This window comes from Nocardia glycosmidis (assembly GCF_052545115.1).
The window spans coordinates 83,878-91,667 of sequence record NZ_JBQWRH010000020.1 but is presented as its reverse complement, the minus strand read 5'-3'; the positions used below and the strand labels follow the sequence as shown (position 1 = coordinate 91,667).

5 protein-coding genes are annotated in these 7,790 nt (G+C 67.7%); 3 read left to right on the top strand and 2 right to left on the bottom strand.

All coding sequences use genetic code 11. The features are described 5' to 3' along the window. Positions 1-35: 35 nt before the first annotated feature. Positions 36-4,073 (bottom strand): trehalose-phosphatase, encoded by a 4,038-nt coding sequence (gene otsB / locus ACT86A_RS23050; protein ID WP_445094279.1) that lies wholly within the window; start codon positions 4,071-4,073, stop codon positions 36-38. 139 nt (positions 4,074-4,212) lie between these two features. On the opposite strand from otsB, the gene ACT86A_RS23045 reads away from it, so the two are divergent. Next, complete coding sequence (locus ACT86A_RS23045) at positions 4,213-5,196, top strand: Acg family FMN-binding oxidoreductase (protein ID WP_445094278.1); 984 nt, start codon at positions 4,213-4,215, stop codon at positions 5,194-5,196. A 43-nt stretch (positions 5,197-5,239) separates the two neighbouring features. Here the strand turns inward: ACT86A_RS23045 and ACT86A_RS23040 are convergent, their stop codons facing one another. Then, entirely contained in the window at positions 5,240-5,722 is a 483-nt protein-coding gene (locus tag ACT86A_RS23040; RefSeq protein ID WP_445094277.1) for an adenosine-specific kinase, read from the bottom strand. A gap of 219 nt (positions 5,723-5,941) precedes the next feature. Here ACT86A_RS23040 and ACT86A_RS23035 point away from each other — a divergent pair, with 219 nt between their 5' ends. Beyond that, a complete protein-coding gene (locus ACT86A_RS23035; protein WP_445094276.1) occupies positions 5,942-6,826 on the top strand; it encodes a DUF302 domain-containing protein in 885 nt (294 codons plus the stop codon). Between the two features lie 282 nt (positions 6,827-7,108). Next, positions 7,109-7,765: a DUF2267 domain-containing protein gene (locus ACT86A_RS23030; RefSeq protein WP_445094275.1), complete on the top strand. Its 657-nt coding sequence runs from the start codon at positions 7,109-7,111 to the stop codon at positions 7,763-7,765. Positions 7,766-7,790: the final 25 nt, after the last annotated feature.

Below are 7,790 nucleotides of genomic sequence, written 5' to 3'. Positions count from 1 at the left end.
CTGAATCGGTGCGGCGAACCGGCGAAAGGATTCCATCACCCGTCGGTGGATAAGCCGCCGACTCGATGCGACAGAGGATTTCTGTGCGCGGCGGATCCTGCTGCCGCGTTCAGCGGTAGCCGGACCGTGTCCCCGGGCGCCAGCCGTGCGACCTGGTCCCGGCAGATGATCTCGATCGGCGGCGACCCACCCGGCTCCGAGCTGACCTCGACGCCGTCGCCACTGATCCGAACGCCGAGCCGGTGGCCGCGGTAGATCATCGGGAACGACAGGGAGCCGAGCGATTCCGGCCAGTACGGGCAGAAGATCAACCGGTCGCGGCGGATCTCCAGCCCGGTGAAGCAGCGCTGAAGCAGGTCGACGCTGCCGGCCATCGCGGCGAGATGAATCCCCTCCGCGGTAGTGCCGCCCTGGATGTCGGCGACATCGGACTCCAGCACGCGTTCGAAGAACTCCACCACGCGATCGCGGTTGGCACGGGCCAGCACCCATGCGTGCACCAGCGCGCTCAGCGTCGACCCGTGCGAGGTGCGCGCCAGGTAGTAGTCGATCGTGCGCGGGATCATCTCGCCCGGTAGCTCGTAGCCGAGATGGCCCAGTAGTTCTCGCAGTTCGTCGGCCGACAGCAGATAGAAAAGCATCAGCACATCGGCTTGTTTGCCCGCCCGATAGCGGTTGACGTTGTCGCCTTCGGCCTCGAGAATCCGGTCCAGCCGCTGGATGTTGCCGTAGCGCCGCCGGTAGCGATCCCAATCCAACTCGGCCAGTTGATCGTAGCCGTCGAACTGGCTGATGACTCCGTCGTGGAACGGAACGTACATGCGGCGAGCGACATCCTGCCAGTGCTGCTGCTCCGACGCCGGCACGGACAGCTTCTCCAGCAAATCCGACCGGGCGCGCGGCGCCAGCACGGCCAAGGCGTCCGCCGCCCGCAGGATTACCCAGGCCGCCATGACGTTGGTGTAGGCGTTGTTGTCGATGCCCGCGTCGGGCGCGTGCGGATAGCCGGAGTGGAATTCATCGGGGCCGATCACACCGCGGATGGTGTAGCGGTCGCGTTCCCTGTCGTATCGGGCCGAGCTCGACCAGAACCGCGCGATCTCCAGCAACAGTTCGGCGCCGCATTCGACGAGAAACTCGCGGTCTCCGGTCGCCTGGTAGTAGTGCCAGACGTTGTAGGCGATCGCGATGCCGATGTGGTGCGCGCGTCGGCTGGGGTCCGGATTCCAGCGCCCGGACAGGGGATTCAGATGCAGCCGCTGACTCTCCTCGCGACCGTCGCTGCCGGACTGCCAGGGGAACATCGCACCGGCCGATCCTGCCGCCGCGGCGGCACGGCGGGCCTCGGGCAGACGGCGGTAGCGATACCGCAGCAGCGCGCGGGTCAGCTCCGGGAAGCGCGGATTGAGCACCGGTAGGACGAACAGTTCGTCCCAGAACACGTGGCCGCGGTATGCCTCTCCGTGGAGTCCGCGCGCGGGGACGCCCACATCGAGATCGATGGTGTTCGGCGACAGCGTCTGCGTCAGGTGGAGCAAGTGCAAACGCACGATGCGGCTCGCGTTTTCCCTGCCGTCGAGGTCGATGCGCAAGCGTGCCCACAGGTGCTGCCAGGCAACGACGTGTCCCTCGAACAGTTCCGCATAGCCGCCACTGATTGCGAGCCAGCGCGCGGCCTCCTCCTGAGGTCCCGCGCTCGCGTGGTCGCGTCCGGTGAAGACGGTGACGATCTTCTCCAGCGTCATCGAGTCGCCGACGGCGATGTCGAGGGTGAAGTCGTGCCCGATCAGGCCGTCGTGATCGATCGGTTCGCGCGTCGAGTCGACGGGTTGTTCGCCGCGGTACAGCGTGCTGCGGGTTGCGACGGCCACCGGTATGACCGAGTGGTCGGTTCGCACGGCCAGCAGCACCGAATCGTTGGGCAGCACAACGCTGTGGTCGGTGACCAGGTGAGTGTCCGCCAAATCGCGATACCGCGGGACCAGACGATTGCGCACACAGCCGTCGATCACGGAACGGACGGTCAGGCGTCCCGACCAGTTCTCGGCGGTGATCGTCGTCGCCAGCGCGCCCAGGTGCGGCCGGTGCATGGCGACGAACCGGCGCTGGGTCACCGCGGTGATTCGCCCCGAAGAATCACGAAAGCGGAACTCCCGCACGAGTTCAGCGCGGCGCAGATCCAGTTGCTGCCGGTAGTCCAGCAGATCGGCGGTATCCAGGTCGAACCAGTCGCCGTCTGCGATCCGGAAGGTCACCGGCAACCAGTTCGGTAGATTCACCAAACTCTCGTTGTCGACGACGTTTCCGCCGATCCGGTCGCAGCGCCGGTTGTACACCCCGGCGACATACGTGCCGGGATAGTGGACCGCCCCCGCCCTGCATTCCGGCGCCGCGCCGCGAGTCGCGAAGTAGCCGTTGCCGACCGTGCAGAGCGCCTCCCGGAGCTTCTCCTGCGCCGGGTCGTAGCCGTCGAAGGTCTGCGTCCACGAATCTCGTTCGGCTGCAATGGTTTCAGCATGGCGCAGCCGTACCAGTCGATCCAGAAGATCAGGTACCTGGCGTGGTCCGGCGACCGCGAACCGGGCAGCGGTGTGCCGGTCGCCGGTCTCGTCGTGACGCACCACGATCGCCAGCCCGTCCGGTTCGACGGCGTCGAATGCGTCTTCGTCGGTCAGGTCGTCGCCGAGGTAGATCGGCCGCACCGGGATGCTGACATGCTGCAGAATCCAGCGCAGCGCAGTGCCCTTGTCCCAGTCCATGTCCGGGCGCAATTCGGCGACCCGCCGGCCGTGCGTCACGCGCAAGCCGGCCGTGCGTCCCGCCTCGTGCACCGCGGCGACGACACCGCCGACCTCCTTGTCGGCGACATTGCGGTGATGCACGGCGACCGCGAATCGCTTGTGCTCGACCAGAACTCCCGCGATTGTCCCGAGTCGCTCGCGCAGTTCGCCGGCGACTCGGGCCAGCGCCTGTTCGGTGCCCGGGCCGGCGTCGTGCACATGATGAGTGCCATCCGGTGCCAGCAGGTCGAATCCATGGCTGCCCGCGTACCAGATTCCGCCGACGCCGACGCGCGCACGCAGATCGTTCAGATCGCGTCCGCTGATGACGGCGACCGGGCATCGCGCGGCGAGCTCCGCCAGTGTCGCCGCCGCGCCGTCGACGGGTTTCGCGTCGGCCGGGTCGGCGACGATCTCGGCCAGGGTGCCATCGAAATCGAGCAGTACCGCGACCGTCGCGGCGCCGAGGAGATCGGCGACGCGCGGCCAGCATTCGATGACGTCCGCAACCTCCGACATCCGCCGGAAGCCCCCGCGCACCGGCACCCGCACGAGGTCGTCGACCACTACGTCGGCGCCCTCGGCCAGCAATCGGTCGGCCCGCGCGTGCCGGTCGACCCCGATGACCAGCGCAAAGCCGCCGCCTCGACCGGCCGCCACCCCGGCCTCGGCATCCTCTACGACAACGGTGCGGCCAGGCTCGGCGTCCAGTCTGCGCGCGGCCTCGAGCAGCATCGCCGGTGCGGGTTTTCCCGGCAGGCCCAGTTTCGCCGCATCGATACCGTCCACCCGCGCCAGGAACAGGTCGCCGACGCCGGCGGCCGCGAGCACCTGCGCGCAGTGGCGGCTGGCGGAGAACACGCCGGAGCGGATTCCCACGGCGTTCAGCCGCCGAACCAGCGTGACGGTCGATTCGAACACCCGCACACCATCGTGCGCGAGGCGGTCCAGAAACAGGCGATCCTTGCGATTGCCGAGCCCGCACACGGTTTCGGCTGTCTCCGGGTCGGACACATTCCCCCAGGGCAGCGCTATACCTCGCGCGGCGAGAAAGTCCGCCACGCCCTGATACCGTGGTTTACCGTCCACGCAGCGCAGGTAGTCGGTTTCGGTGAACGGGGACCGGTCTTGACCAGCGCCGGCCGGACGTCGGGTCAGGAAGTCGTCGAACAGTTCCGCCCAGGCCGCCGCGTGAATAGACGCGCTGTCGGTCACCACTCCGTCCATATCGAAGATCACCGCGTCGTAGTGGCGTGCATCGATTCGCGGCGCTCCGGGTGCACCGTTGTCCACGCTTCCAGCCTGACCGAGGCGATTCGCCCCGTCCAGGGGCAAAAGTCCGCGACAACAGCCGGCATCGAGGCCACCCGCGGCGGGATTCGGGACCAATGACTCCTCCAGCACCGGGCGTCCGAGATCTACCGTCGGCGATATGAACCAGCTACCAACCGGTGCAACCATCGAGAAGGCTGTCTTGCTCGCCGGCCGGGCGCCGTCGCTGCACAATAGTCAACCCTGGCGCTGGATGTTCGACGGTGCAGCGCTGCGCCTGTTCGCTGTGCCCGAACGCATGCTCCCGGCGACGGATGTCGCTGGCAGGCAGATGTTGATCAGCTGCGGTATCGCACTCAACCACCTGCGGGTGGCCATGGCCGCGGCCGGCTGGCGGATTCTCGTCGCCCGCTTCCCCGACCCGAATTGTCGTGATCACCTGGCCACCCTCACCTTCCGGCCGGCCCAGATCGTGACGGACGGTGACCGCGCACGTGCCGATGCCATCCTCCAGCGGCACACAGACCGGCTGCCGCTCGCAGCACCGACCGGATGGTCTGATTTCGAATCGGTCCTGCGGACCACATTCGATCCGGACGACGCCACTCTGGACGTACTGCACAACGACAGCCGCCCTATTTTGGCTCGCGCCTCGGAGATGACGGTGTCCCTGCGCCGCTACGACTCCGCATATCACGCCGAACTGCAGTGGTGGACCGGTCACACCGTCGCGGATTCCGGCGTGCCCAGGGAAACCCTGATCTCGCCGGAGGAACGGCAGCGGGTGACCGTAGGACGCCAGTTCCCCACGAGCACCACCAGCACACCTCGCCGCAGCGAGATCAGCGCCGACCGCTCGGTCATCCTCGTCCTGTCCACCGACAGCGACGGACCCGACGACCTGCTGCGCTGCGGCGAGGTGTTGTCCACCGTCCTGCTGGAATGCACCCTTGCGGGGTTCGCGACGTGTCCGCTGACCCACCTGACCGAAGTGCCGCGCAGCCGCGCCCTGGTGCGGGAGCTGATCGGGCGTTCCCGCCTGCCCCAGGTCCTGATCCGCGTCGGTACAGCGCCCGAACACGCCGAAGCAGCTGCTGCGACGCCACGGCGACCGCTCACCGAGATCCTCGACATGCCCGAATAGGATCACCGCATCTGGCCCCGGATACCCGGCCGCCGCGTCCGCGCTACAGCTTGTAGCCGATCAGGCGGAGCAACTGCCTCCGGTCTTCCTCGTCGTCCGCGCCTTCCACCCCTAGTGGCACGGCGCCGTCGATCACGCCTACTATGCCCCGGCCCAGCTCCGTCTCCGCGATGAGCACCTCGACGGCATTAGCGGTGGCACAGAAGATGCCGCAGACCTCGGGAACGCGTTGGACCGCATTGAGCACGTTGACCGGGTATCCCTCGCGCAGGAACACAATGAACGAGTGTCCGGCGCCGAGCGCGACAGCGTTTTTCGTGGCGAGCTCGACCAGATCGTCCGCGTTGCCGGAGCGACGGACCAGCCGCGGACCGGATGCCTCGCAGAAGGCGAGTCCGAAACGCAGCTGCGGACCGATCCCGACCAGTGCCTCGTGCAGGTCTTCCACCGTTTTGATGAAATGCGACTGCCCGATGATCACATTGAGATCGTCCGGTTTGTCGATGCGCACCGCGGTCAGCTCCATCGAAACATCGTGCGACTGCGCGTGTGGTGTCCGTGAGGGCAATTGGTCTCGGGGGAATGGGATCTTCGACCCTGGCCGCAGCCGCGCCGACCTTTCCGGAATTCGCTTGGACGAGGGTCACCTGATGTCGGTAATGCCCACCATTGCGGGACCTTCGCCCCTGTGCAGTGGTCATCGGCGCAGCGCACGCTCATCGCACAACGACCAGAGGAGGCCTCGATGGAGTACCGGGTGGCCCTGGTGGAATCGGCACCAGAGACGGTGCTGCGGGTACCACGGGAGATCCGTCCGAACCCGAATTTGCTCGGCGAGGACATCGTCGACGGGATGCGGGAACTGACCCAGATCGCGCAGCGCGCCGGATTGACCGCCAGCGGTGCGCCGACGATCACCTTCCACCATGAGCTGCCCGCCGATGAAGCGATCGCGGTGGAATTCGGAGTGCCGGTGGAGCCGGCGCCCGAGCTCGGCCCGAGTTCCGGCGCGGAAGTGGTGGTGGTGCCCGGTACGCTCGTCGCTCGCACCTGCCACCGCGGCAGCTACCGGGATCTCGGCGCCGCCTACGCGGCGCTGCGGGAGTGGTTGCACAACTTCGGATATCGGACCACTGGACCACCGACCGAGGCGTACCTGATCGGTCCCGACGAGGTGACCGATCCGCGGCGGCTGCTCACGGAGATCCGTTTACCGGTGACGCCCGCACCGGCCATCGCGATACATCTGGACGCGCCGTTCGATGACGCCGCGCGACGAACCCGCGAGGCGTTGCGCCATCAGGGGTTCATCGTGATCAGCGAGGTCGATGTTCAGACCACACTGCGCGAGAAGATCGGCGCGGAGATCGAAAACTACCTGCTGCTGGGGGTGCTCGAACCCCGCTTGGCCCATCGCGCGCTGACGGCCGACCGCGAAGCCGGGCCGCTGCTGTCCGGCACGGTGGTGGTGCGTTCCGTCGGCACCGGCACGCTGGTCGAAGCCACCGATCCTGATCAGCTGGTGCGCGTCAGCCCCCAGCCGACGCTGGGCGCGGTGGCCCATGACGCGCGTCGGGCACTCGCCGCCGCACTGGACAGTCTCCGCGATTCGGCACCGGCATCGACATGAACGCATCGTGGCCTGGGGCAGCAACCGGCTCCATCGACCGTCGCCCGCTCGACCAACGGGGACAATGGTCCCACCGGCACGGGCACGAGGCCTCTCACGCGGCCGGGCGCACCCCGGCAGGCTCATCGATATGGCACAGGCCCAGTTTCAACACCCTCGTGCCGGGTAGTGCCGTACACACCATGGAGCTCCTACCCGCCATCGACTACGTGCGCGCAGGCGTCGCGCTGCGGGCCCGCCCACGGCATCCTCCACCTCGACCCATCCGTGAAAGGCGAACCCATGAGCTATCACCGTGATCCCCTCGCCCCTGCGGTCCATACCGCACACGAGTGGCTACGCGCTGTCGCCGACGGACTCGGCACCGATGACCGGCCCTTCGCGCATCGCGCACTGCGTGCCTGGCTGCACTCGGTGCGTGACCGCATCGGTGTCAGCCCGGCCGCACACCTGAGCGCCCAGCTGCCGGAGTTGCTGCGGGGGATCTTCTACGAGGGCTGGGTTCCCGCTCACGTTCCGGTTCGCCACGATGTACCGTCGTTCCTCGCCCAGTTCGCCGCAGAGGCCGGCGTTTCGCGTGACGAGGCGGTCGCGCTCGCCGGCGCGGTCACCGACTCGCTCACCGACCTGTTCTCCCCTGGGCAACTCGACCACGTTTTCGCCCTGCTGCCAGCGAATCTGCGGTCCATCCTGCGGGGCTCCGAACTCGCCAGCACGTTGACCGCGACCGCCGGTGTCGCCCAACCGGAATCGACTCGCTTCGACGAATTCGACAACCGGTTGCGGGCGCTGTCGGACGCTGTGGCGGCGCTCGTTCGTGGTCTCGAGGAACCGCTCGGCGGCGAAGCGCACAACGCGGTGCGGGTTTCCGCCGCTCAGCAAGCCCATCGAATACTGCTCGCCGAAGGTCTCACCGGGTCCGCCGCCGCCGCGCGCTGATCGGTCAGGGCGCGGCGCGATGCGG

Bases quoted from the DNA above. Each gene is read 5' to 3' on its own strand.
- ACT86A_RS23045 (WP_445094278.1), top strand. From the start codon at position 4,213: ATGAACCAGCTACCAACCGGTGCAACCATCGAGAAGGCTGTCTTGCTC.
- ACT86A_RS23030 (WP_445094275.1), top strand. From the start codon at position 7,109: ATGAGCTATCACCGTGATCCCCTCGCCCCTGCGGTCCATACCGCACAC.
- ACT86A_RS23040 (WP_445094277.1), bottom strand. From the start codon at position 5,722: ATGGAGCTGACCGCGGTGCGCATCGACAAACCGGACGATCTCAATGTG.
- ACT86A_RS23035 (WP_445094276.1), top strand. From the start codon at position 5,942: ATGGAGTACCGGGTGGCCCTGGTGGAATCGGCACCAGAGACGGTGCTG.